We start from the raw sequence: 23,099 nt of genomic DNA, 5'->3' as shown, positions 1-23,099 counted from the left end.
GGGTGAACGTGTCACCTAAAGGGCCCGAACATGGCTGCGGACGCCCGGCGCATTCAGGGCATACAATGCGGCCATGGCTTCCCCACTATCCAGCCCGCAGTCTCTCGCCGGTCAGTTCCTGATCGCCATGCCCAGCCTGGCTGAGCCGCCGTTTTCGCGCGGCGTCGCTTTCATCTGCCAGCACGATGAAGACGGTGCCGTCGGACTGCTGGTGAACCAGCTCTCCGAATACCGCCTGGGCGATGTGCTGACCCAGATGAAACTCGAATGCAGCGACCTCGAACTTGCCGACGCGCCCGTGCTGATCGGTGGCCCGGTACAGCAGGAGCGTGGTTTCGTGCTGCATCGCGAGCCCGGTCATTGGGAATCGAGCTATCGCATCAACGACGAATGGTCGGTGACGACCTCGCGCGACATCCTGGTCGCCATGGCCCATGGTGAAGGCCCGCGCCTGGCCATGATGGCGCTGGGTTATGCCGGCTGGAGCGCGGGTCAGCTGGAGCAGGAACTGAAGGACAACACCTGGCTGACCGTCGAAGCGAGCGAGCGCGTGATCTTCCACACGCCGCTCGAAGAGCGCTGGAGCGCTGCCGCAGGCCTGGTCGGGGTCGACCCGTTGCAGTTGCCAGGTTACGCGGGACACGCATGAGCTGTGTGTTTGGTTTCGACTACGGCAGTCGTTTGATCGGCGTGGCCGTCGGCAATCGATTTACCGGAAGCGCGCGTGGGCTGGCCGCCATTGCGGTGCGCGAGGGCGAGCCCGACTGGTCGACGCTCGACACATTGCGCAAGGAATGGCTGCCCGACACCCTGGTGGTCGGCCTGCCGCTCGGCCTTGATGGCGAGGAGCAGCCCGCCAGCAAGGGCGCCCGCCGCTTTGCCGACAAGCTCAGCCAGCGTTACAACCTGCCGGTGCAGCTCACCGATGAACGCTACAGTTCGCAGGAAGCCGCGCAGCGCTTCGCCAGCGCGCGTGCTGCGGGCCTGAAGAAAAAGCGCGATGCTGCCACGATCGATGCCGAAGCCGCCGCGGTCATTCTTGAGCGCTGGCTGGCTACTCCCGACAACACCGGACCTTAAGCACGGACTTCCGCCCGCCATGAGCTCTCGCCTGCGCCACCTAACCACCCTGGAACACCTGCCCCGCGAGACCATCGAGCGCCTGCTCGATCGCGCCGAGTCCATGCGCGAAGGCTGCGCCCACGGCACGCGCAAGCTGGACCTGCTGTCGGGCCGCACCATCCTCAACCTGTTCTTCGAGCCGTCCACGCGCACGCGCACCTCGTTCGAACTGGCCGCGCGCCGGCTCAGCGCCGACGTGATCAATTTCGACATCGGCTTCTCCTCCACCAGCAAGGGCGAAGCGCTGTTCGACACGCTGCACACGCTGGAGGCGATGCACCTGGATGCCATCGTGGTGCGCCACAAGATCTCCGGCACGCCGGAGGAACTGGTGCGCCATGCCATGAGCGGCGTGTCGGTGATCAATGCGGGCGACGGCAATCGCGCCCATCCCACCCAGGGCCTGCTCGATGTCCTGACCATCCGCCAGCATCGCCCTGATTTCCGGCAGCTCACCGTGGTGATCTGCGGCGATGTGAAGCACTCGCGCGTGGCGCGTTCGGACGTCCATGCGCTCAAGGCGATGGGCGTGAAAGAAATCCGCCTGTGCTCGCCCAACGCGCTGATGCCCGATGAGTCGGAATTCCCCGGCTGCGTGATCACCGACGACTTCGACGCCGCCATCGAGGGCGCCGACGTAGTCATCATGCTGCGCCTGCAGAAAGAGCGCATGGCGGTGACCGACCTGCCCGACGAGGCCGCCTACTTCCACCGCTACGGCCTGGACAACCGCCGCCTCGCGCGTGCCGCCAAGGCCGCCCTGGTGATGCACCCCGGCCCGCTCAACCGCGGCATCGAGATCGCCCCGGAAGTGGCGGACGGCCCCCAGTCGCGCATCCTCGAGCAGGTCGGCAACGGCGTGTTCGTGCGCATGGCGGTGCTGGCCGAAGTGCTGGGGCGCTAAGCCCACCTAGGCAGGCCCGGCAGTACGCTTCAATCGAAACGTACAAAGACATCAGCCTTAGCTGATAGCGGGGCTCCCCCTCGCACTGACAGCGTTGACCACTGATCCTCAGTGGAGTCGTGTCATGCCCCCTTCCACGCGCCCTGTCATTGGTGAAGCGAAGGCGTTGCTTCTTCCGGGCGGCGGCGATGTCTATATTTACGTCATTCAGCCCAAACCCTGCATCACCATCCTCGTGCATGGGGTCAACGACCTGGCCGGCGTTTACGCCGACATCGAAGAAGGGCTCTGTACCGGCCTCAACGAGCGCCTGGACCACCTCACCAGCGCGCGCGGACGCATCAATGGCTCCGCCCTAGTGCCTGCCCGCTACTCGCTACCCACTCAGGACGATCACCTCGCCAAAAACCCCGACACGGTCTACTACCGTCGCCTGGCCAATGCCGGCCGCGGTGGCGGCAACTCGCGCAGCGTGGTGATTCCGTTCTATTGGGGCTTTCGCGAGGACAGCGGTTATGACCCAAACACGAAGAAGGATTACGTACAGAAAGACACCCCGCACGGCGAATGGCTGGACCGTCACGGCAACCGCCTGGACAAAGCAGCCACCAAGGAAGGTGGCATGTTCGCCAACGCCACCACCACCCTGCCCGACATGTGGATACAAGGCTTCAGCGGCATGGTGTTCGGCTTCCTGCCCATGAACGCCATGGCTGGTACGGCACGCCACCCACTCCTCCCTGCCCCACCGCGCAACTACATGCTGCTGGCCGCCAAGCGGCTGGCCATGCTGGTGAAGATCATCCGAGCCAAACATCCGGACGACACGGTCAATGTGGTCGCGCACAGCCAGGGCACCATGCTGACCTTGCTGGCCAATGCCTTTCTCAAGGATGAGGGTCAACGCCCCATCGACAGCGCGGTCCTGATGAACTCGCCCTACAGCCTGATCGAGCCACGGCTGGAACACATGGAGCTGCACGACCAGCAGCAGACCTTAGCTGCGCGGCGGGCGACCTTGGGCAACATCCTGCGCTTCATCGGCGAGCGGCCGCACACCACCCCCTCAATGGCCGACATGGCCAACACCGCCAAGATCGACAGCTACATCGGTGGCCGGCGCTGGACCGGCCAGCGGTGCGCCACGACCTTGCAGAACAACGAGGTGAACTTCGACGAGCGCGACAATCGCGGCCACGTCACTTTGTACTTCACGCCCCAGGACCAGACGGTCGGCTTACGCAACGTGCAGGGCATCGGCTGGCAAGGTGTGCCTGATGATGTACTGGGCGGACTCGGCGCCCGTTTTCAGCAGCGGATTTTCACACTGCGCGAACGCGACGGCCAGGCTGAAGCCGTGGGCCTCCATCCATCGGGGTACCGCTATGTCATGCGCCTGCCCGGCGAAAGAACCTGGGCCGGCAACGGCCAGGGCTTTAGCGGCAACCTGATCAAGGCCGAACTGCAGGTGGGGCAAACCGTGACGCTCAATGCGCCGCGGCTCCCCACGGCGCTCGCAGTCGATTTCGATAGCGGAGGCACCGTCGGCGCGCGTGACCCGAAAGACGGCATCCACATGGTGAAGGCCCCCATGGATCCCATCGATGCCTCCATCGGCATTACCAACGGCGGCTGGGATCCGGATGACCGCAAGCAGTTCAAAACCATCGTGATGGGAAGAGGCGAGGCCCTGGCCCGGGGAACGACGGCCCGCGACATCGAGGGCGTACTCAACCAGGGCAAGGAGCCAGCCGATTGCGCCAAGTTCAAGCACATCGACCTGATGGACGACGGAACGGTTCGCATCTTGCGCAGCGAAACGCCCAACGAAGCACGCCAGCGTCTGATGGAAACCCCGCCAGACAAGCTCACCAAGGACGATGCGCTGTCATTTCATTCGGCGATTCCGGCCAACCCGGAACACAGCCGTTTGGCGGTGGCGTATGACCTGGCGATCGGGCAGGCCAAGAGCATCGATGATGGGGAGTTTTATACCTACTTGTGTCGATTGGCCGATTGGCGCTTGGGATGGGGAGAAACGTCTAAATCACCATTTAGTGATGCTCGCCCGTCCGGCCAAGTGAAATCTGACAGTGACCGCGTCTTCGACGATGAAGGCCCGGATGCAGACACGCTGGCGTTCTATCGCGAAGAACATCCCGACAATACAAAGCTGATTGTCGCCACCGCGAACTACCGCGCGTCAGGCAAGCCCGAGGCCTATCCGCAGTACTTCGCCCCGCCGGTACCCTCACTGGTCAAGCGTGAAACCCGTGGCTAAGGCGTCATTTTCTTGCCTACTACGAGATCGCACCGGTAGTGGTTTGTTAATGCTAGCGCTCACTGCGAGCACTTACGCCGCAACACCGGATCTTCTTGTGCGTCGCCCGCCCGACGCCGATCAGGCCCTCCGCGACACCTTCGGAACGCTGAGCTGCTTCAAGTCCCCGTCGCTTTATTCCAGGGACGCCGACTTTGTCTACGCCACCTCGCCATCTGCCAAGGACGCTTCCTCCATGGGTACCTCGCCGCTTTACAGCGCTCCAACCGAATCAGCGCATCTGGATACGTTGGCTATTGTCAGCGTAGGTCTGAGTCTAGACGTCTATAGGCAAGGGCAAGCATGGGCGCAGATGCAGCAGCAGGATGCGCGCGAACCCAACAGCTTGCATGTGGGCAACATCTTGCCGACGGACCCAAAGAAATATCCAGTGACTGTCGACACCAAGAACATGGCATGGGATCAACGTATGCAGGATGCTCTGGAGCTGGGGCTCAAAGACTTCCCGGAGGCATGGCCAATTCCAACGATCACGATTGTGCGCGGCTGGAATCGCAATGCCACAAATCTGCGATTTCCGCAGATAGACGAGATCCAGAGTGGGCTTACCCGCATGGTGAACAATCTTCGTCCTGAAGCAGGCCTGCATTGGCACGAAATCGACCAACTCCCCAACGGCGTAATCTGCAGCGATACACCGGACGACGTTGTTGAGGATATCTTCCGCACGTTCGAGGACCATCCCGACATGCCGGCAATGCTGGTGTACGTGCTGGATGGTTACAACGCGGCCTATAAATTCTCCACCAAAGACCAAACCCTCATCGGTGTCGGCAATGGTCCGCGTGAACGCGGTGAGCTCACTGACGCGATGGTTGCCCTCGTGGTCGCCCGCCCCGAACGCCTCGACTGGCTGCGCGGCTATGCCCGCTACACCAAACCCAACCCCAATCCCATCTCACCGCGTTTTGCCGGTTGGGCGCGCATGCCCCCTAGTCCGATGAACTTTCAGCCATCACCCTTTATTCCATTGCCTTGGAATAAACGCGCATTCGAGCAATGGGATGCGATGAAAACCCTCGCCGTACTGCATCGCCCGGTGACGGTATCGCTCGACAACCCGGACAAGCCCGGCAGGCGGCTGAAGAACGAAGCATTGACCACGGCACTCGCCGACGGTTGGAAAAAAGCGATCGGAGGCGTCACGCCACCGCCCGCACGCGTGTTCTACGACGGCGGCCAAAAGCCGGCGGTACCACCACTCGGCGACCTTATTCCGGCACTTAAGCTGGCCGGTAGTCCACTCGATTTGTTTGAGTCCAATGAGAGTTACGACCTTACCCAGCGCCTGGGGGATACCGGCGCGGCCTCGCCGTTTGTCGGCATTGCTGTGGCCACTATGGCAACCTATCTCAACGCCGACACCAGCGTGGTGGTGCCACTGCGCCGAGCCGATCAGGCCACGCTGATCACGCTCACTTCCGCCACGCCGGGCAAGAAGCCGACCAACGACCCCTTCGGCGTCAACCTGCTGCCACAGACCGCCACGAGCGAAGTCCCCTCTGCCCGGATACAGGCCGAGCAGTTCGCCGCATGGCAAGCGAACCAGACCCGCGAGCAAAACTATTCCCGCCCCTTCGATCCCGAACAGGCCGAACGCGATCGCAAGACGCTGGATGAATTCATTGCCAGTGGGCCAAGGGTGGACCTGGACAAGCTCTGATAGGCAGGAATGTCCGCTCCAGCGGCGAAGCCCCTTACGCGATGCGTTCGCGGCAGCGGGCGCTCGCCCCGCCATACCTGGGGCCTATGCCGGGTGACGTCTTCTGGACAGAGGGCGCACAAAGTCTCGGGAGCAAATCCCAGCCTTTCGCGCTGCAGCCGGGCTTTACCCCGGCGGCCCAAGGTCACCGCGAGATGCCTCGAATGCAGGCATAATGCGCGGCGCAACATCACTTCACTCAAGGGATTAGACATGCGATCGACGACGCGCATAGCCGCGCTAAGCCTCGCCGGTGTCCTGCTGGCGGCATGCCATCACAAGGACAAGGACGCTCCGCTGGCCTTCGTACCGGCCGATACGCCGTACGTGGTGGGCAACCTCGACGTGCTCGATGACGACACGCGCAAGGCGCTGCTCGCCCAGGCCGATGCCCAGCTGCCGTCGGAATTGGTCCAGCTGCGCTCCGCGGCGGACGAAATGGCGGAGAAAGACCCCGACCTGTCCCGCTTGCTGAAGGCACTGATCGCCGAGCTGGATGGCAAGAGCATCGAGGCGTTCGCGCAGAATGCGGGCCTCAACATCAAGGGTCGCTCGGTCGTGTACGGCCTGGGCCTCTCGCCGGTCGCCCGCTTCGAGCTGGTCGACCCCAAGGCTTTCGATGCCTTCGTGGCTCGCCTGGAAGCCGCCTACGGCAAGCCGTTCGACACGGCTACCGTCGGTGGCCTGAGCTATCGCAAGCATGTCACCGCCGATAGCGGGTTGCAGGTGGTGCTGGCCGAGGTCGGCAAGCAGGCCGTTGCCGCCATCCTGCCCGCCGATGCGCCGGAAGCCACGCTGCGCCTGGCCTTTGGCCTGGATCGCCCGGAGAAGAATCTGCAGGACGACGGTCGCCTGGAAAAACTCGCCAAGGCGAAGGATTACCAGCCCTGGGCCATCGGCCAGGTCGATCTGGCCCGCCTGCTGCCGCTCGCGGCCAGCGGCAAGGACCCGTTGTTCAACACCTTGATCAAGGCGCACGCCGAGGCCGAATCGGCCAAGACGGGCGAGCCGGTGTCCAACCAGCTGAAGGTGTCGCCGGTGTGCGAAAGCGAAGCCGTGCGCATTGCCTCGCGCGTGCCGTCGGTGAGCTTTGGCTACACCAAGCTCGACGAAAAGCACCAGAACATCCGCTGGGATGTGGCCCTGGCGGACGACGTCACCAAGGCCTTCAGCGGCCTCAAGGTGGAGCTGCCGGGCCTTGGCGCCGCCGGCACCGCGCCGTTCGACATCAGCCTCGCCGTGCCCATCGTCCAGCTGCGCAGCTTCTGGGGCGCACAGGCCGAAGCCGTGGCCGCCAAGCCGTTCACCTGCCCCTCGCTGACCCAGCTCAACGAGGGCTTCGCCAAGATCGGCCTGATGACGCAGCAGGCGGCCGTGCCGCCGATCGGTGATCTGCTCGGTCTGCGCGTCGCACTCGACAGCTTCGAACCCGGCAGCAACGACGCCATGCCGAAGTTCAGCGGCCGTATTTTGATCGGCACCTCCAATCCCGCCGGCCTGCTCGCGATGGCGCAGATGGCCGCTTCCGGCCTGCAGCAGGTGAAGCTGACGACCGACGGCAAGCCGGTGGCGCTGCCGCCCGAAATCACCGCTCCGCTCGGCGCACCCGTGTGGGCCGCGATGGGGCCCAAGGCGCTCGCCCTGGCCGTGGGCCAGGGCGAAGACGTGAAGCTGGGTGAATTGCTCAACGCCGCCAGCGGCGACGCCGGTCGCCTGGGCCGACTCAGCCTGAGCGGCGACATGTACCAGGCCTGGGTGAAAGCCATGGCGCAGAAGGCCGAGCACATCGCCGAGATCACCGCAGCCTCGCAGTCGGACGACCCGCAGGCCCAGGCGACCGCCAAGGCGGCGGCTGAGCGCTCCAAGGCGCAGTTCGAATCCATGCAGGCACAGGCCGCGCGCATCAAGTCGCTCAACGGCGAATTGCACATGGAAAGCGCTGGACTCGTGATCACCAGCCAGACCGAACTGAAGTAATACCTCCATCGCGATGGAAACAAAACGGGGCGCCCAGGCGCCCCGTTTTTTTTGGCCATGTCGGTCCGATCAGATCGACAGCGCGGCCCGACGCTGCTGGCGCACGATGCTCAGGCCCAGGGCCAGTGCAAGCAGGATCACCACCACCACGAAGATCACCAGGCCCAGGTGTTCGCCGTGCATGCCCTGCTCGAAACCGGCCGGCAAGGTGGCGCCCTGGGTCATCTCCATCGCCGACATGCCCGTATAGTGCATGCCGCATACGGCAACGCCCATCACCAGCGCGCTGCCCAGCATCTGCAGTTTTCCGCGCAGGTTGAAGGCCAGCCACAGCGCCGCCATCGAGGCCACCATGGCAATGCCCACCGACAGCGCCACGATGCTGCCGTCATAGGACACGATCGCCGAACTCAGCATGGCCGCCATGCCCAGATAGTGCATGCCCGCCACGCCCAGCCCCATCAAGACACCAGCCAACAGCAGGTTGATGAAGCGAAACGAGCCGCCACCGACGATCGCCAGACCCAGCGAACACGCAACAATCGCCAGCAGTGCCGAGGCGATCGTCAGCGGAATATCGTAGGTCACCTGCACGCCCATGTTGCAGGCAATCATGGCGATGAAGTGCATCGCCCAGATCGCGCCGCCACCCATGGCCGTACCGGCGGCCAGAATGGCACCCCAGCGCTGCCGGCGGCCCTGCGCCAGCGGTATGCCCAAGGCAAACTGCAGTGCGGTGAACGATCCCAACACGGATACGGCATACGACAACCCGACCAGCACTCCGTTGTAATGCTGATGCATGTCTTGCATGAAGTTCCCCTTGGTTGACTATGGATGCCCTGCGGTCACCGCCATGCTTCGCAGGCGGCGATCACTGGGATATGTCGAACACACACATGGCCGCGCCTTGGCTGTGGCAGCTGGTTTCGCGCACGAAGACCGCGCGTGCGCCCACCGATTCGGCCAGCAGGCCTTCGATGAATCCGCAGAAGAACCGCCCGCCCGACGCTCCGCCCGGCTGGCATAGCGGGCAAGCCTTCACGTGCAACTGGTGTTCCTGATGATCGACGGTCACCAGCACGCGCAGCGCCGGCACCGCGATGCGGCGTATCGCATCGGGCAGGCTCAATCTGGCGCCCAGCGCGAAATCGCGCTTGAACACCCAGTTGCCGGTACGCCGGCCGGCGAGATAGAGCGATGCATCGCGCGCCTCTTCGGCCACCGCGTATTCCAGGTTGATCAGCCAGGGAAAGATGCGCGGATAGTCCTTCGCCATGTTCGGCAGCATGCGCTCGACGCGCGCGACGTCGGCGCCTGCAGCGATCGATGTGGCCTCCTGCACTTGAGCCGGTTTGGCTGCACTGACGCAAGCCATGGCCGGGACAGGCGCAGGCCTGGTCGCACTGGCCGTGGCGCCCTCGTCGAATGGCGCCAGTTGCGGTCTCAAGGATTCGAAACTGAGTACGCGCGGATGGCTGCCCAACGCCTCCTCCAGTGCCAGCTGCCGATCATCCGGCCCGCGCAGCAGCAGGGTGAGGCAAGCGCCTTGTGCTTCCTGGACCAGGCGTTGGCGCAGCAGCACGTGGCCGTACTCCGTCACCACGCGGCCGAGCTCGACCAGCAGCCCTTCCCTACGCTCGGAAACTACCCGAACTTCCAACTCGGCCATGATTCCCCCCGAAATCAAGCCAGCACAGGTTTGTGCTATTGCTCGCAAATCTGCCGTATAGCCGTCTATTCCACAAGGCGGATTTTCAATTTGGCGACGTGGTTCACAGACTGGTTTTTTTATCGTTTCGTGAGCCTTTACGTCTGCGTCAGCGCGCAGAAAGCTAGCTCACGCCTCCTCACGCGATCATTGTGATCTCGATCACAGCTGCCACGATCTTAGTATCGCCAACACCGTTCCAACACATTCATGACATCGCCTTGGCATGGGTAATCGCGTGCTGAACAGGTTCCCCTTCCAGCCATGATTGATTCATACCCAAACTGTTTGGATGGAGTCACGGAGGCCGCGGCGAGCGGCAACCGTCTGTCTTATGGACAGCGATTCCCCACCACAGGAGATTCCCCATGCGCATGAACAACCTGTTCCGCAAGACGCTGATCGCCGCTGGTCTAGTGGCTGCCTTCTCGGCCATGCCTGTCGCACAGGTTGCCGCCCAGGACGCCATGCAGAAGTCGTCGGACAACCAGACCGTGCCCGATAAAACGGCCGATACCTGGATCACCACCAAGGTGAAGTCGGAGCTGGCGACGACCAAGAACGTCAAGAGCACTGATATTTCGGTGACCACGATGGACGGCGTGGTGACACTCACCGGCACTGCCAGCAGCGCGGCCGAAAAGGCCAAGGTCGAAGGCGTGGCCAAGAAGGTGAAGGGCGTGAAGAGCGTCGACGCCAGCGGCCTGACCGTCGCCGATACCGCGAAGTAAGCCCTGCGCGCCGCACAGCGGCCGCCAAAACGAAGAAGGAGCCCTGTTGGGCTCCTTCTTTTTGCATCGTTACGACAATCTCAGCGGTGCAGCAGACCGCCGCCGAAGTTCTGCGAGTCCTTGGTTTCTTCCAGCTCCACGCCGTCCAGGCCTTGCGACAAGGTGTGTGCATCGCCGCCTTGTGCAAGCTTGATGCGCAGGCGCACTTCGTTGGAGCTGTCCGCGTGACGCAGGGCATCCTCGTAGGAGATCTCGCCGGCGTGATAGAGCTCGACCAGGCTCTGGTCGAAGGTCTTCATGCCTAAGTTGGTGGACTCCTTCATCACTTCCTTGAGCTTGTGGATCTCGCCCTGGCGGATGTAATCCTGCACCAGCGGCGTACCCAACAGCACTTCCACCGCCACGCGACGCGCCTTGCCGTCGGGCGTGGGGATCAACTGCTGCGCGACCACGCCCTTGAGGTTGAGCGACAAGTCCATGAACAGCTGGGAGCGGCGGTCTTCGGGGAAGAAGTGCAGGATGCGGTCCATCGCCTGGTTGGCGTTGTTCGCATGCAGCGTGCACAGGCACAGGTGACCGGTTTCGGAGAAGTTGATCGCGTGTTCCATCGTTTCACGCGTACGCACTTCGCCGATCATGATCACGTCGGGCGCCTGGCGCAGCGTGTTCTTCAGCGCGTTGTCCCAGCTGTCGGTATCGATGCCCAGCTCGCGCTGCGTGATGATGCAGCCCTCGTGCTTGTGCACGTATTCGATCGGGTCTTCGATGGTGATGATGTGACCGGTCGAGTTGGCGTTGCGGTAGCCGATCATCGAAGCCAGCGAGGTCGATTTACCGGTACCGGTACCGCCCACGAAGATGATGATGCCGCGCTTGGTCATCGCCAGCTGCTTGATCACCGGCGGCAGGCTCAGTTCCTCGATGGTCGGGATCTTCGACTCGATGCGACGCAGCACCATGCCCACGCAGTTGCGCTGGTAGAAGCACGACACGCGGAAACGACCCACGCCCTGCGCCGAGATGGCGAACTGGCATTCGTGGGTCTTTTCGAACTCTTCGCGCTGCGAGGGCGTCATCACGTTCAGCACCATGTCGCGCGACTGCTGCGCGGACAGCGGGCTCTGGGTGATCGGCACGACGCGTCCCTGCACCTTCATTGACGGCGGCACGCCGGCCGTGATGAACAAGTCGGAGGCCTTCTTGTGCACCATCAACTTGAGGAAGGAGGTGAAATCGAAGTCGCTCATGGGAACCCCCGCAAATCGTGAATAGCAAACAGCGAATGGGAAAAGCAGGAACCGCGCAGGATGGAGTAACCCAATGTGCTTTGACTGTTCCCGATGTGCTTTGCCCTAGTTACCCCTTGAAGATGTCCTTGTTGCGCGCATAGCCAATCGCCTGCTGACGCGTCACCAGGCCGCGCTTCACCAGGTCTTGCAGGTTCTGGTCGAGCGTCTGCATGCCGTGCTGCTGGCCGGTCTGGATGGACGAGTACATCTGCGCCACCTTGTCCTCGCGGATCAGGTTACGGATCGCGGGGATGCCCACCATGATCTCGTGCGCGGCGATACGACCGCCGCCCACCTTCTTCAGCAGCGACTGCGAGATCACCGCGCGCAGCGACTCGGACAGCATCGAGCGCACCATCGGCTTTTCGCCGGCGGGGAACACGTCGATGATACGGTCGATGGTCTTGGCGGCCGAACTGGTGTGCAGCGTGCCGAACACCAGGTGGCCGGTTTCCGCCGCGGTCAGCGCCAGCCGGATGGTTTCCAGGTCGCGCAACTCGCCCACCAGCACATAGTCGGGATCTTCGCGCAGTGCCGAACGCAGCGCCTCGTTGAAGCCGTGCGTGTCGCGATGCACTTCGCGCTGGTTGATCAGGCACTTCTGCGAGGTGTGCACGAATTCGATCGGATCCTCGATGGTGAGGATGTGGCCGTATTCGTTCTTGTTGATGTGGTCGACCATCGCCGCCAGCGTGGTGGACTTGCCCGAACCGGTCGGGCCAGTCACCAGGATCAATCCCTGCGGCTGCTCGATCAGCTCGCGGAACACGCCCGGTGCGGCTAGGTCTTCCAGCGTGAGCACTTCGGACGGAATGGTACGGAACACCGCACCCGCGCCGCGGTTCTGGTTGAACGCATTGACGCGGAAGCGCGCCAGGCCGGGTATCTCGAAGGAGAAGTCGACCTCGAGGAATTCTTCGTAGTCGCGGCGCTGCTTGTCCGACATGATGTCGTAGATCAGCGAGTGGACCTGCTTGTGCTCGAGCGCGGGGATATTGATGCGGCGAACGTCGCCGTCCACGCGGATCATCGGCGGCAGGCCGGCGGACAAGTGCAAGTCCGAGGCCTTGTTCTTCACCGAGAAGGCAAGCAGTTCGGCGATATCCATCTGGTTTCCCCTTGAACCCAATCATCTGGATGGCAAACGCCCGGGCGGGAGGCGGTTTTCCCCAGACGCGGCAACGCGGCGCATAGGCGCCGAGCCGTGCGACAGGTCCGTTCCCCGTTCCCAAGCTGCTGGCCGATACTACTCGCCGCGCGGGCCGTGCCACCAGTCTTTCCTTTGGCCGTAAGCCGCAAACTGCGGACCAGGTTGGATGTTGCTGTGCTTAGGCCCGTCCAGAGGGCACTTCCGCCACAGGACGCGCGGCCCCGGGCTCCGGTAAGGTACGGACCCATTAGTGAGGACCCTGCATGACACGTATCGCTTTCATCGGCGGCGGCAACATGGCGCGCAGCCTGATCGGCGGCCTGCTCAAGACCGGCGTGGCCGCCTCATCGATCACCGTGGCCGAGCCCCGCGCCGACGCGCGCCAGGAGCTGGGCCGCGAGTTCGGCATCGCCAGCTATGCCGAGAACCGCCTCGCCGCCGCGGAGGCCGATGTGCTCGTGCTGGCGGTGAAACCGCAGATCATGCCGGCCATCCATGCCGAGCTGCTGGACACCCTGGTGCGCCAGCGCCCCATGCTGATCTCCATTGCGGCAGGCGTGCGCATCGACCAGCTCGAACGCTGGTTCGGCCACGCCCTGCCGATCGTGCGCTGCATGCCCAACACGCCCTCGCTGATCGGTGCGGGCGCCACCGGCCTGTTCGCCAACCGGCGCACCAGCCCGGAACAGCGCGCCAAGGCGCAGCACATCATGGATGCCGTGGGCCTCACCCGCTGGGTCGAGGACGAATCGCTGATGGACACCGTCACGGCGGTGTCCGGCTCCGGTCCGGCCTATTTCTTCGCCATGGTCGAGGCGCTTGAGCACGCCGCGTTCGCCCAGGGCATGTCGCGTGAAACCGCGCGTGCGCTGGCCGCGCAGACCTGCCTTGGCGCCGGCCGCATGCTGGTGGAGAGCGGCGAAGACCCCGGCGTGCTACGCCAGCGGGTGACCTCGCCCAACGGCACCACCCAAGCTGCCCTGGAAAGCTTCGCCGCCGATCATTTCGCCCAGACCGTCGCCCACGCCGTGGCTGCCGCCACGCGCCGTGGCGCCGAGCTGGCCGCTGCCCTGGACAATGCCTCGTGAGTTACCTAGTCAACGCCCTCTCCTTCCTGGTCGAACTGGCCTTCGGCGCCGCCGCCGCGCTGTTCGTGCTGCGCCTGCTGGCCGAAGCCAGCCGCGTGGACTTCCACAATCCGCTGAGCCAGTTTGTCTACCGCACCACCAACCCGGTGCTGGCGCCGATCCGTCGCCTGCTGCCGAACTGGCGCCGACTCAATGTGGCGGCCCTGCTGATCGTGTGGCTGCTGATGCTGATCAAGCGCATCGTGCTGTTCGCCCTGCTCGGGCTGTTTCCGCACGTGCTGGGACTGTTGCTGCTGTCCATTGCCGACACTCTGGACTTCATCGCCATGTTCTACGTGGTGCTGATCTTCATCTGGTCGCTGATGAGCCTGTTCCAGGTCGAGACCTACCATCCGGTCTATCGACTGGCCGGCAGCCTGGTGTCACCGCTGCTGCGTCCGCTGCGCGGCAAGCTCACCGCCGGTGGCCTGGATTTCGCGCCGTGGGTGGTGATGATCGTGCTGATCCTCGCGCGCCTGCTGCTGGTCTCGCCGCTGACCGACCTCGGCGCGCGCCTGGCGCTGGGTCTCTGAACCCTTTCCACGTCCATGACGCTCTCGTTGCCGGCACACATCGCCGGCCGTCGCGCCCTGGACGCTTCATCGTCATGTCAAACCTCTCTCCTGGAGAATTCACCGCATGAAAGCGACCCTGCCCAACCTGCGCCGCAGCTTGCTGGTGCTGGCCCTTGCCGCCGCCTCGGTCGGCAGCGCGTATGCCGCCAGCTCCACCGCAGCACCGACGACGACCAAGCCCGACGTGGTCGCCGATCACATCGACACTTCGGTCAAGCCCGGCGACGACTTCTTCGAATTCGCCAACGGCGCATGGCTCAAGGCCCATCCGATCCCGCCCGAGGAATCGCAGTGGGGCATCGGCCAGGTGGTGCAGGACGAGCTGTACGCCAAGCTGCGCAAGATCAGCGAGGACGCCGCCGCCAACAAGAGCGCCGCTCCCGGCAGCGACGAACAGAAGATCGGCGATTTCTGGACCATCGCGATGGACCAGGCGCTGGCCGACCAGCTCGGCATCACCCCGCTGAAGGACGAACTGGCGCGCATCGATGCCGTGCACGATGTCAATTCCGCCCTCGACGAAGCGTTCGCCCTGCAGCTGCTGGGCGTGGGGCCGTTCTTCGACTTCTCCGTGCAGCAAGATGAAAAGCAGAGCGACGTGATGGCCGTGCACCTGTGGCAAGGCGGTCTTGGCTTGCCGGAGCGCGACTATTACTTCAACCAGGAAAAAGGTGTCGCCAAGGTGCGCACCGCGTATGTGGAACACCTGCACCGCACCTTCCGCATGCTGGGCAAGAGTGACGCCGACGCTGCCAACAGCGCCAAGCAGGTGATGGCTCTGGAAACCGCGCTGGCCAAGGTATCGCGCCCGCTCGCCGATCTGCGCGATCCCGAGAAGAACTACAACAAGATGGCGCCGGCCGAAGTCACGGCCAAATACACGCCCGCCATTGCATGGAACACGCGCCTAGCCGGATGGAAGCTGCCGGCCAGCACGGTGATCGTCGGTCAGCCAGAATTCTTCAGCGGCATGCAGGCCCTGCTGTCCAAGACGCCCACGCCCGTCTTGCGCGACTACATGCGCGCGCGCCTGGTGGACGCATACGCCAGTTACCTCAGCGCGGATTTCGACAACGAACACTTCGACTTCTACGGCCGCACGCTCAAGGGCCAGGCGCAGCAGAAGCCGCGCTGGAAGCGCGCCTTGCGCGCCGAGAACAATGCGCTCGGCATGATCCTTGGCCGCATCTATGTGAAGGACTATTTCTCCGAGGCCTCGAAGCAGCGCTACAACACGATGGTGGAAGCCATCCGTACCGCCTACGGCGAGCGCATCGACCAGCTTGACTGGATGAGCCCCGCCACCAAGGCCAAGGCGCACGAAAAACTGGCGGCGATCACCAAGAAGGTGGGCTATCCGGACAAGTGGAAGGATTATTCCAAGCTCACCATCGGCCGCACCTCGTACGCGCAGAACATGATGAATGCCACGCGCTGGCAAGCCGAAGACATGATCAGCAAGTTCGGCAAGCCGGTGGACCGCAACGAGTGGGAGATGACCCCGCAGACGTACAACGCCTACTACAACCCTTCCAACAACGAGATCGTGCTGCCCGCCGCGCAGTTCATGATCCCGGGTTTCGCCGACAACCAGATCGATGATGCGGTCGTCTACGGCTACGTCGCCGCCTCCACCATCGGCCACGAAATCACCCACGGCTTCGACGACGAAGGCCGCCAGTACGACGCCAAGGGCAACCTGGTGGACTGGTGGACCAAGGAAGACGCCACTCGCTTCAAGCAGCGCGCCGACGTGATGGTCAAGCAGTTCAATGCCTACGAACCGCTGCCCGGCCTGCACATCAACGGCGAAGCCAGCCTCGGCGAAAACATCGCCGACTTCGGCGGCATCATGATCGGCATCGATGCGTTCAAGAAGACCGAGCAATACAAGAAGGGCGAAAAGATCGCCGGCTACACGCCGATGCAGCGCTTCTTCCTCGGCTATGCCCTGGGTTGGCTGTCACAGGAACGCCAGGAACAGCTGCGCACCGGCCTGCTCTCCGACGTGCATGCACCGGCCAAGTGGCGCGTGAATGGTCCGCTGTCGAATGTGCCGGATTTCTATGAGGCGTTCGACGTGAAGCAGGGCCAGCCGATGTGGCGGCCGGAAAATCAGCGGGTGAAGATCTGGTAATGCCTTTTTGACCCCTCTTCCTTCCGGGAGAGGGATCGCTGGGTCTGTGGGAGCGCACCCTGTGCGCGACGGTCACGCTGCGGTGTATCGCTCCGTCGGCTTGTCGCGCACAGGGTGCGCTCCCACAGTGTTTTTGCGGCCTCCGGATGCGCCCTTGAAAGCAAGTCAGCTGCTTTGCTTTCTGTCCCACTCCGCAAAAATCCCATGCATGGCCTCAAGCCCATCGAACAACGCCGCCGGACCCGGCTGCAAAATGATCGGTGACTTGATCTCATAAAGATCACCATGCTGTACGGCCGGAATCGCATCCCAGCCATCGCGCGCCGCCACCTTCTCCGGGCGAAAGCGCTTCCCACACCATGACCCCAGGATGATGTCCGGCGCCGCGCGCACGACCTCCTGCGGATCGGCCAGGATGCGATGCTTGGCCAGGGACTCGCCCGACATCTGCGGAAACACATCCTCACCGCCAGCGATGCGGACCAGCTCCGCTACCCACTGGATGCCGGTGATCAACGGATCGTCCCACTCCTCGAAGTAGACCTTTGGACGCCGTGCGAACTGAGCTGCTGCAGCTTGGATGCGCTCGATCTGCTGCTCGGCCTTGCGCGCGTAGGCCTCTGCCTTGTCGAACGCGCCCACCATCGCCCCCAGGCGCCGGATATAGGCGAGGATGCCATCGACGCTGCGATGATTGCTGATCCACACCTCCACGCCGGCTTTGATCAACTCGCGCGCGATATCGGCCTGGATATCGGAAAACCCAACCACGAAATCGGGCTCGAGCTTGAGGATCTCGTCGATCTTCGCGCTGGTGAAGGCCGACACCTTGGGCTTCTCCTTGCGCGCCCGCGGCGGCCGCACGGTGAAGCCGGAAATGCCGACGATGCGATGTTCCTCGCCGAGCGCGTAAAGCACTTCGGTGGGTTCTTCGGTGAGGCAGACGATGCGCTGCGGATAGTGGTCGGTGTTGCTGCGAATTTCAGTCACGCTTTCAATGCCCCAACACGGTCACCGTGATCTTGCGCTGATGCGGATCGCGGCGGTGTTCCCATAGATAAATGCCCTGCCAGGTCCCGAGCTGCAGTTTCCCGGCGTGCACCGGCACCATCAGGCTGACGCCGGTGAGAATGGCACGCACGTGTGACGGCATGTCGTCCGGACCTTCCTCGTCATGCTGGAAGATGGCGTCGCCATCGGGCACGGCGCGCGAAAACCAGCGTTCCAGATCCTCGCGTACGGCCGGGTCGGCGTTTTCGCTGACCAGCAGCGAACAGCTGGTATGCAGGCTGAAAACATGGGCAATGCCCGTGTGCACGCCGCTGGCGGATACGACATCACTCACCTTGTCGCTGATGTCGGTGAAGCCGCGCCCGCGGGTGTGCACGACAAAACCATTCTGGGCGACGTGATCGGCGGGCGCTGCACGCATGCGGATAGCCTTGGTCGGGTTTAGGGGTATAGCAGACGGCTCGTCCAGGTCTGGCCGTGACGACTCCAGCGCACGCGCTCGTGCAACCGGTAGTCGGCGCCGTACCAGAACTCCACCATGTCCGGCTCCACCACGTATCCGCCCCAATGCGGCGGACGCGTCACCGGACGGCCTTCGAATTCGTGTTCGTAGCGCGCGTAGCGCTGCTCGAATGTTTCGCGATCAGGCAGCGTCTGCGACTGCAGCGACGCCCAGGCGCCGAGCTGGCTCTCGCGTGCGCGCGTGGCGAAGTACGCATCCGATTCTTCCGGCTGCACTTTGCGCGCCACACCTTCCACCCGCACCTGCACGGCGTTGCGCAGCTGCTTCCAGTGGAAGCACAGCGCCACCTGGGCATGCGCCTCGAGCTGGCTGCCCTTGTCGCTTTCGTAATTGGTGTAGAAGCGGAACCCGCGCTCGTCGGCACCCTTGAGCAAGACGATGCGCGAGCTCACCCGCCCGGCCGCATCGACGGTGGCCAGACTCATGGCCGTGGGCTCGGGTTCTCCCGTCGCCGCAGCCTCGTCCAGCAGTTGAGCGAAAGTGTCAAGAATTTCTGGTTTCAGCATGGGGGTCTTGAATCGTGGCTCGCGCGCGCCATCATGGCTGGCATGTCTCCAGATGCTAGCACGCAGAATTCAACCCTGGCCGGGCACCTGCTCGACCAATACGCCGGACGCATTGCCCGCGCCCGCCGCCCCTACGTACTGGGGCTTTCCGGCCTACAAGGCAGCGGCAAGAGCACGCTGGCGCGGGAGATGAAGGCACAGGCCGAGACCCGCGGCTGGCCTTGCGAGGTGCTGTCGCTGGACGACTTCTATTATTCGCGAAGCGAACGTGAAGTCCTTGCTCACCAGATCCACCCGCTGCTGCGCACCCGCGGCGTGCCGGGCACCCATGAAATCGAGCTGTTGCTGTCGGTGCTGGCCGCATTGCCGCAGGCTTCTGACAAATTGCCGGTGAGTTACCCGCGCTTTGACAAGGGTCGCGACACTCGTGTGCCGCCGTCGAAGTGGCCCAAGGTGATCCGACCGCCCAAGCTGGTGATCCTTGAAGGCTGGGCGCTCGGCCTGCGTCCGCAACTGCAGGCCGCGCTGGAAGAGCCGGTGAACTCGCTGGAACGCGACGAAGACCCCGAAGGCATCTGGCGCCACTGGGTCAACAAGCAGCTGCGCGCCTACCAGCCGCTATGGCGCAAGCTCGATGCCTTGATCGTGCTGCAGGCGCCCAACTGGGAAATCGTGCGCCGCTGGCGCAGCCAACAGGAAGAAGACCTGTTGGCGCGCCATGCGCCGCTGGCGATGGACGCCGACACCATGCTGCGTTTTCTCGCCCATTACGAACGATTGAGCCGCCACGCGCTCGCCACCTTGAAGGAACAGGCCGACACCTCGGTGGAATACGACGACGACCGCCACGTCATCGCGCTCAACCACAGCTGATCAGGCGACCGGCTCGACCACCACCGCCGTACCGTAGGCCAGCACTTCGGTCACGCCTTCGGCCACGTCGTTGGCGTCGTAGCGCATGCCGATCACGGCATTGGCGCCGCGCTCCGCCGCGTGGCGCATCATCAGCTCGAAGGCTTCTTCGCGCGCCTTCTCGCACAGTTCCGTGTAGATGGTGATATTGCCGCCCACCAGGGTCTGCAAGGCGGCGCCGAGATTGCCTACCACGCTGCGCGAACGCACGGTGATGCCGCGCACGATGCCCATCGGGCGCACGATGCGATAACCCGGCAGCTCGTTGCCGGTGGTGATCATATGGAGCGACACATTGCTGGGCATGGAACTCTCCGGGATGAGTGAAATATCACAGCTGATCTTGACCGGGCGGTGGCGCGCCCGAATCGTGACTCAAGCGTCGCCGTCCAGCAACGCAGCGTAGCCCTCGCGCGCATCGGGCCATTGCGGTACGAAGCCGCTGGCGCGCAAGCGCGCATTGCTCAAGCGTTTGCTGCCGACACCCGCGGGCGCCTCGCCTTCGGCGGGTAGCGGCGCCTGCACGCGCCGCGCGAGCGCGTCATAAAGCGCGTCCAAAGGCAGCGGCGTGTTGTCGACGCCAAGATAGAGCGGCAATGGGTCGCGCATAAACAGCAAGTGGACGATGGCCGAGGCGGCGTCATCGACATGGATGCGATTGGCCCAGTGCGGTGTCGCGCGCGGCACGCGCACCACCCCATTGCGCAGGCGTTCGATCAGCTGCATGCGTCCGGGCCCATAAAGCCCTGCGAGCCGCAATGCCACGGCCGGCGCGTGTTCCGCCGCGTAGCGCTCCGCTTCCATCAGCACGCGTCCGTTGAAGCCGGGCGGCGCCGGCGGTGTTTCCTCGTCGACCCATGCATCGCCATGTTCGCCATAGACCGCACTGGAGGACACGAACAGCAAGCGCTGCAGTGCCTGCGTGTCGATGGCGTCCAGCAGGTGTTGCAGGCCATCCACGAATACCGCGCGATACAGCGCCTCGTCGCGTGCATCGGGCGTCGGCAGGTAGACGATATGCGTAATGCCGTCAGGCAGCGCGCGCAGCGTTTCAGGCTTTGTCAGATCGCCCTGTATCCACTGGATGCCGTATTCATCGCTGGCAACGCCACGCCTCAGCGCCCAGACCTCGTCGCCGCGCGCCCGCAGAAGACGCGCTACCCGCAGCCCGACATCGCCCGCACCGGCAATCAGCACGCGCGCGCTCATGGCATGCTCTCCTGCCCTGGCCGCCACCGCGCGCTTTCGCGCCTGCTAGCATTTACCCATGAATCCATCGTGCAACCTGTTCATCGTCGGCCCTACCGGCGCCGGCAAGACGTCCATCGGGCGTCGGCTGGCGGACCATTATGGGCTGAGCTTCATCGATATCGACCAGGAAATCGAACGGATTTGCGGCGTGCCGGTCAGCACCGTGTTCGAGATCGAGGGCGAGGCCGGCTTCCGCCAGCGCGAAAGCGCGCTGCTGGAGGAAACCAGCCGCCGCAGCGGCGTGCTGATGGCCACCGGCGCCGGCGCCGTGCTCGATCCGGCCAACCGCCGCCTGCTCTCTGAACGCGGCTACGTGCTGTGGCTGCAGGCCACCCTGGAGCAGCAGCTTGAGCGCCTGGCGCAGGATCGCCAGCGACCGCTGCTCGCCGGTGTGGACCGCGCCGAGCGTCTTGCCGCCATGGCAAACAGTCGCACGTCGCTCTACGAGGAACTGGCGGATCTGGCGATCCCCGGCGCCCACGAAACCGTGCAGGCCGCCAGCGCGCGCAGCATTCTCCTGATCGACCAGCATTGGCAACGGTAGCCGCATGACCACCACGACGCACACCCAGCCCCGCACCATCGACGTTGCCCTCGGCGATCGCAGCTATCCCGTGTGGATCGGCCCCGGCCTGCTCGCCGATGGCGCCCGCTGGCGCACCGCCCTGCGCGGCCGCCATGCGCTGGTGATCAGCAACACCACGGTGGCGCCGCTCTACCTGGAGCGCGTGGCAGCGGGGCTGCATGGCATGCACTGGTCGAGCTTCCTGCTCGACGATGGCGAAGCGCACAAGACCTTCGCCAACGTCGGTCGCGCACTGGAGGCGCTGGCACAACTGGGAGCGACCCGCGATGCCTGCGTGGTGGCCCTGGGCGGCGGCGTGGTGGGTGATCTGGCTGGCTTCAGCGCGGCCTGCTGGATGCGCGGCATCGACTTCATCCAGATGCCGACCACCCTGCTGTCGATGGTGGATTCGTCGGTGGGTGGCAAGACCGGCGTAAATCTGCCCGCTGGCAAGAACCTCGTCGGCGCCTTCCACCAGCCTCGCGCCGTGATCGCCGATACCGACACGCTCGCCTCTTTGCCCGAACGCGAATACCGCGCCGGCCTCGCCGAAGTGGTAAAAGGCGCGGCCATCGGCGACCCGGCCTTCTTTGCGTGGCTGGAAAACAACGCCCCAGCATTGAACGCACGCGACAGCGCACCGCTGATCGAAGCGATCGCACGCAAGGTGCAATACAAGGCCGGCGTCGTCGCGCGCGATGAAACCGAACAAGGCGAACGCGCCCTGCTCAACCTCGGTCACACGTTTGGCCATGCGCTGGAAACCGCTGGCAAATACCAGGTGCTGCTGCATGGCGAAGGCGTCGCCGTGGGCATGCTGCTCGCGGCGCAGTTGTCCGAGCGCATGGGCATGAGCGAGGCGGCCGATACCGCACGATTGCATCGATTGCTGGCTGCGATGGGCCTGCCCACCACGATTCCCGCCGGCATGGATCCCGAGCAACTGCTCGCGCTGATGCGGCTGGACAAGAAGAATCTGGCGGGCACGTTGCGGTTGATTCTGTGGCGGGGTGTTGGGCGTGCTGAAATTGTCAGTGGGGTGAATGAGAAGGATGTTTTGGCGGTGCTGGAGCGCGCTGCAACCTGATGGATCGGGCTTCGTCGTAGTCGCGCACAGGGTGCGCTCCCACAGGTGTCAGCCACTCATGTGGGAGCGCACCCTGTGCGCGACGCGGCACGCCAACAGACTCACAACACCCGGCTTTCGCCCTAGCGCGACACGCCGCCGCACTCGCCCCTCAGGGGCGAAGCCTTCTAGAATGCGGGTCTGCGGTTGACCGCCCTTATCTTCGAACCGGACTCCATGCGCCTTTACCTGCAAGCCATGACCGCCACCGCCGAGGCGCCGCGCTATGCCCAGATCACACTGGAGCAGGACTTGCTGGGCGGCTGGACGCTTTATCGCGAATCGGGTGTGCAGGGCGGCAAGGCCACCCTCAAGCGCGAGCAGTTTCTCGAGCGTGACGACGCGCTCGCCGCCTTCGAAAAAGCACGCGACGCGCAGATCAAGCGCGGCTTCCGCGTGATGTTCAGCCAAGGCCTGGATGGCCCGTACGGACCTTAAG

The 23,099-nt window shown here is 63.9% G+C and carries 23 protein-coding genes; 14 read left to right on the top strand and 9 right to left on the bottom strand.

Annotated features, from left to right (window positions below; translation table 11 throughout):
- Window positions 1–73 precede the first annotated feature (73 nt).
- The 6 genes from AC1DKY_RS04430 to AC1DKY_RS04405 all read left to right on the top strand — a co-directional run bounded on the left by AC1DKY_RS04430 (window position 74) and on the right by AC1DKY_RS04405 (window position 8,046).
- Window positions 74–649, top strand: coding sequence for a YqgE/AlgH family protein (locus AC1DKY_RS04430; protein ID WP_046970387.1), 576 nt, complete (start codon window positions 74–76; stop codon window positions 647–649).
- Complete coding sequence (ruvX, locus tag AC1DKY_RS04425; protein ID WP_441602511.1) at window positions 646–1,080, top strand: Holliday junction resolvase RuvX; 435 nt, start codon at window positions 646–648, stop codon at window positions 1,078–1,080. Before AC1DKY_RS04430 ends, ruvX begins: the two co-directional genes overlap by 4 nt.
- A gap of 19 nt (window positions 1,081–1,099) precedes the next feature.
- Entirely contained in the window at window positions 1,100–2,026 is a 927-nt protein-coding gene (locus AC1DKY_RS04420) for an aspartate carbamoyltransferase catalytic subunit (protein ID WP_121878116.1), read from the top strand.
- Window positions 2,027–2,150: 124 nt separating this feature from the next.
- Window positions 2,151–4,307: an alpha/beta fold hydrolase gene (locus tag AC1DKY_RS04415; RefSeq protein WP_441602510.1), complete on the top strand. Its 2,157-nt coding sequence runs from the start codon at window positions 2,151–2,153 to the stop codon at window positions 4,305–4,307.
- 97 nt (window positions 4,308–4,404) lie between these two features.
- Window positions 4,405–6,030, top strand: coding sequence for a type VI lipase adapter Tla3 domain-containing protein (locus AC1DKY_RS04410; protein ID WP_441602509.1), 1,626 nt, complete (start codon window positions 4,405–4,407; stop codon window positions 6,028–6,030).
- A gap of 252 nt (window positions 6,031–6,282) precedes the next feature.
- Window positions 6,283–8,046, top strand: coding sequence for a hypothetical protein (locus AC1DKY_RS04405; RefSeq protein WP_441602508.1), 1,764 nt, complete (start codon window positions 6,283–6,285; stop codon window positions 8,044–8,046).
- Between the two features lie 69 nt (window positions 8,047–8,115).
- Here the strand turns inward: AC1DKY_RS04405 and AC1DKY_RS04400 are convergent, their stop codons facing one another.
- Window positions 8,116–8,859, bottom strand: a complete 744-nt coding sequence (locus tag AC1DKY_RS04400; protein ID WP_441602507.1) for an MHYT domain-containing protein — start codon at window positions 8,857–8,859, stop codon at window positions 8,116–8,118.
- A 61-nt stretch (window positions 8,860–8,920) separates the two neighbouring features.
- Window positions 8,921–9,718, bottom strand: a complete 798-nt coding sequence (locus AC1DKY_RS04395; RefSeq protein ID WP_441602506.1) for a hypothetical protein — start codon at window positions 9,716–9,718, stop codon at window positions 8,921–8,923.
- A gap of 407 nt (window positions 9,719–10,125) precedes the next feature.
- Between AC1DKY_RS04395 and AC1DKY_RS04390 the strand changes: the two genes are divergently transcribed.
- The gene (locus AC1DKY_RS04390; protein ID WP_441602505.1) at window positions 10,126–10,488 is read left to right on the top strand and encodes a BON domain-containing protein; all 363 of its coding nucleotides are present in this window, start codon (window positions 10,126–10,128) and stop codon (window positions 10,486–10,488) included.
- A gap of 80 nt (window positions 10,489–10,568) precedes the next feature.
- Here the strand turns inward: AC1DKY_RS04390 and AC1DKY_RS04385 are convergent, their stop codons facing one another.
- Together AC1DKY_RS04385 and AC1DKY_RS04380 are read right to left on the bottom strand one after the other, a co-directional pair.
- Window positions 10,569–11,735, bottom strand: coding sequence for a PilT/PilU family type 4a pilus ATPase (locus AC1DKY_RS04385; RefSeq protein ID WP_046970393.1), 1,167 nt, complete (start codon window positions 11,733–11,735; stop codon window positions 10,569–10,571).
- Window positions 11,736–11,844: 109 nt separating this feature from the next.
- Window positions 11,845–12,885, bottom strand: coding sequence for a type IV pilus twitching motility protein PilT (locus AC1DKY_RS04380; RefSeq protein WP_441602504.1), 1,041 nt, complete (start codon window positions 12,883–12,885; stop codon window positions 11,845–11,847).
- A 305-nt stretch (window positions 12,886–13,190) separates the two neighbouring features.
- Here AC1DKY_RS04380 and proC point away from each other — a divergent pair, with 305 nt between their 5' ends.
- The 3 genes from proC to AC1DKY_RS04365 all read left to right on the top strand — a co-directional run bounded on the left by proC (window position 13,191) and on the right by AC1DKY_RS04365 (window position 16,766).
- Complete coding sequence (proC, locus tag AC1DKY_RS04375) at window positions 13,191–14,015, top strand: pyrroline-5-carboxylate reductase (RefSeq protein ID WP_441602503.1); 825 nt, start codon at window positions 13,191–13,193, stop codon at window positions 14,013–14,015.
- The gene (locus tag AC1DKY_RS04370; RefSeq protein WP_441602502.1) at window positions 14,012–14,587 is read left to right on the top strand and encodes a YggT family protein; all 576 of its coding nucleotides are present in this window, start codon (window positions 14,012–14,014) and stop codon (window positions 14,585–14,587) included. The genes proC and AC1DKY_RS04370 overlap by 4 nt, the downstream gene beginning before the upstream one ends.
- A 106-nt stretch (window positions 14,588–14,693) precedes the next feature.
- Window positions 14,694–16,766 (top strand): M13 family metallopeptidase, encoded by a 2,073-nt coding sequence (locus AC1DKY_RS04365; protein WP_441602501.1) that lies wholly within the window; start codon window positions 14,694–14,696, stop codon window positions 16,764–16,766.
- 165 nt (window positions 16,767–16,931) lie between these two features.
- Here AC1DKY_RS04365 and AC1DKY_RS04360 read toward each other — a convergent pair whose 3' ends face one another.
- The 3 genes from AC1DKY_RS04360 to pdxH are packed head-to-tail and all read right to left on the bottom strand — an operon-like array spanning window position 16,932 to window position 18,806.
- The gene (locus AC1DKY_RS04360; RefSeq protein ID WP_441602500.1) at window positions 16,932–17,756 is read right to left on the bottom strand and encodes a cobalamin-binding protein; all 825 of its coding nucleotides are present in this window, start codon (window positions 17,754–17,756) and stop codon (window positions 16,932–16,934) included.
- A 4-nt stretch (window positions 17,757–17,760) separates the two neighbouring features.
- Window positions 17,761–18,198, bottom strand: a complete 438-nt coding sequence (locus tag AC1DKY_RS04355; protein WP_441602499.1) for a secondary thiamine-phosphate synthase enzyme YjbQ — start codon at window positions 18,196–18,198, stop codon at window positions 17,761–17,763.
- Between the two features lie 20 nt (window positions 18,199–18,218).
- Window positions 18,219–18,806 carry a pyridoxamine 5'-phosphate oxidase gene (gene pdxH, locus AC1DKY_RS04350; protein ID WP_441602498.1) on the bottom strand — a complete coding sequence of 196 codons (588 nt, stop codon included), beginning with the start codon at window positions 18,804–18,806 and terminating at the stop codon, window positions 18,219–18,221.
- A 42-nt stretch (window positions 18,807–18,848) separates the two neighbouring features.
- Between pdxH and AC1DKY_RS04345 the strand changes: the two genes are divergently transcribed.
- Complete coding sequence (locus AC1DKY_RS04345) at window positions 18,849–19,679, top strand: kinase (protein ID WP_441602497.1); 831 nt, start codon at window positions 18,849–18,851, stop codon at window positions 19,677–19,679.
- Here the strand turns inward: AC1DKY_RS04345 and AC1DKY_RS04340 are convergent, their stop codons facing one another.
- Complete coding sequence (locus tag AC1DKY_RS04340) at window positions 19,680–20,024, bottom strand: YbjQ family protein (RefSeq protein WP_046970402.1); 345 nt, start codon at window positions 20,022–20,024, stop codon at window positions 19,680–19,682.
- A 69-nt stretch (window positions 20,025–20,093) separates the two neighbouring features.
- The gene (locus tag AC1DKY_RS04335; RefSeq protein WP_441602496.1) at window positions 20,094–20,927 is read right to left on the bottom strand and encodes an NAD-dependent epimerase/dehydratase family protein; all 834 of its coding nucleotides are present in this window, start codon (window positions 20,925–20,927) and stop codon (window positions 20,094–20,096) included.
- A gap of 58 nt (window positions 20,928–20,985) precedes the next feature.
- Here AC1DKY_RS04335 and AC1DKY_RS04330 point away from each other — a divergent pair, with 58 nt between their 5' ends.
- From AC1DKY_RS04330 to AC1DKY_RS04320, 3 genes are all read left to right on the top strand, one after another.
- On the top strand, window positions 20,986–21,513 hold the full coding sequence (locus AC1DKY_RS04330; RefSeq protein ID WP_441602495.1) for a shikimate kinase: 528 nt from the start codon (window positions 20,986–20,988) through the stop codon (window positions 21,511–21,513).
- A 4-nt stretch (window positions 21,514–21,517) separates the two neighbouring features.
- Entirely contained in the window at window positions 21,518–22,621 is a 1,104-nt protein-coding gene (gene aroB / locus AC1DKY_RS04325; RefSeq protein WP_441602494.1) for a 3-dehydroquinate synthase, read from the top strand.
- Between the two features lie 216 nt (window positions 22,622–22,837).
- Window positions 22,838–23,098, top strand: coding sequence for a WGR domain-containing protein (locus AC1DKY_RS04320; RefSeq protein ID WP_046970406.1), 261 nt, complete (start codon window positions 22,838–22,840; stop codon window positions 23,096–23,098).
- The last annotated feature ends 1 nt before the right edge of the window (window position 23,099 follow it).

Source organism: Dyella sp. 01N448 (genome assembly GCF_056399225.1).
Note: the sequence above shows the minus strand (reverse complement) of the source record. Positions and strands in the feature narration are given on the sequence as shown.